2 protein-coding genes are annotated in these 1,640 nt (G+C 56.8%); both read right to left on the bottom strand.

All coding sequences use genetic code 11. The features are described from left to right. Positions 1–320: porin (locus N434_RS25390; protein ID WP_146227724.1), on the bottom strand; the 320-nt coding region annotated here is incomplete at its 3' end. A gap of 534 nt (positions 321–854) precedes the next feature. Further along, positions 855–1,640: porin (locus N434_RS25385; RefSeq protein WP_110760776.1), on the bottom strand; the 786-nt coding region annotated here is incomplete at its 5' end.

Raw genomic sequence — 1,640 nt, 5'->3', positions numbered from 1 at the left:
CGGAAGCCGATGAAGCCACGCAGAGCACCGAGTTCGGTGTCGGTGCGGGTGTCAACTTCGAACTGGGCGCGCGTGAACGAGTTCCAGTCAGACGTACCCTTGGCGTCGCGGCCGAAGTCGGTCTGGAAACGGATGTAACCGCCGAACTTCAGGCAGGTTTCGGTGCCGGGAATGTAGAAGAAGCCGGTGCCGAAAGCGTCGCAGACGCGAACATATTCCAGGGGCTCGGGCTCGGCAGCGACGATAGCGTCAGCGGCCTGTGCGCCGGATACTGCTGCGAGAGCTGCAGCGGAGCCGATCAGAAGGCTCTTGATGTTCATGGTTGACCTCCAGTCAAACGCTTAATCTTCTAAGCAGCGAGTGGGAAACACAAATCAATGCGTGCCGCTTATGAAGCTGATTAGAGCCAAAACCGGGCGGGTGGGCAATCGTAATCATGACGAAAGGAAGACAGTAAGGTATCCTTAGTTTTTCATTGTTGCGAAATAGCTACAATTCTAATGGACGACGCCCCATTCATTAACAATTCGTTAAATTCGTATTTGTTTCATACACTTACGTGGCGCCGCCCAAGCCACTCGAGAAACAAAGCAGCCATTCATCAAGATACACGGCATATCGGAGGCTTGGCGAATTGCCCAGATTTGGTCGGCGACACCGCAGAATCAGGCCTTTTAATGAACCAGATCGCACCCGCGCCCCGCGCCGCTATCCTTTAGCTAGCAAACGGTACAGGCCCGACCGGCAGCCCTCCATGGGGCGACCTGATTCTTCGCCCCGTTCCTCCGCGCGCTCAAAACGAAAAAGCCCGGCTCGAGAGCCGGGCTTTCCATCACTGACAATGTCAGATCAGATTAGAACGAACGCTGAAGGCGAACGAAACCCTTAACCTGGTCGTCACGGTTGTCGATGTCAACGTAGTTAACAGCGATCTTCGTGGAGAGGCCCTGGGTGATTTTGTAGTCGAGCGTCAGACCAGCCGTCCAGCCGTCGTCGTTCGAGAAGTCGTCCCAGGAAACCAGGCCGTAGTTGCCGTAGTACTGGAAGCCGGGGGTGATCGTCAGCTTGTCGGTTGCCTTGATTGCGTATTCAGCAGCAACAGCCCACTCGGAGACGTTGTAGTAAGCGTTTGCGCCAGAAGCCCAAACACCGGCCAGACCGAGCGTGCCCGGACCAACGTCAGCCGTTGCGATCAGGCGTACAGAGCCGTTTTCGCGGTCGGTGTCGTAGCCGCCGATGAGCTGCAGCGAAGCTGCGCCGAGCTTGGCGCCAACGCCGAGTGCAACGCCAACGTTGTTGTCAGACTCGTTGAAGCCCTGAACGTTGATGCCCTGGAGTTCGTCAACCGAAACGCCTGCCCAGAAGGAACCAGCGTCGTAGGTGTAACGAATGGAGTTGAACAGAGCGTTGGAAGACAGCTCGTCCGTTTCACCAGAGAGACCATCGTCCCACCAGCTGTAGAACTTACCGACCTTCAGGCCGCCGAGTTCGATGAAGGCCTGGTCAACGAAAACGCTCGAAGAAGAGGACGAACCGTTGTCAGCGTTGCCGCGGAAGCCGATGAAGCCACGCAGAGCACCGAGTTCGGTGTCGGTGCGGGTGTCAACTTCGAACTGGGCGCGCGTGAACGAGTTCCAGTC

It is taken from the genome of Rhizobium sp. UGM030330-04 (assembly GCF_003208455.1).
Classification (GTDB): Bacteria; Pseudomonadota; Alphaproteobacteria; order Rhizobiales; family Rhizobiaceae; genus Agrobacterium; species Agrobacterium rhizogenes_A.
Note: the sequence above shows the minus strand (reverse complement) of the source record. Positions and strands in the feature narration are given on the sequence as shown.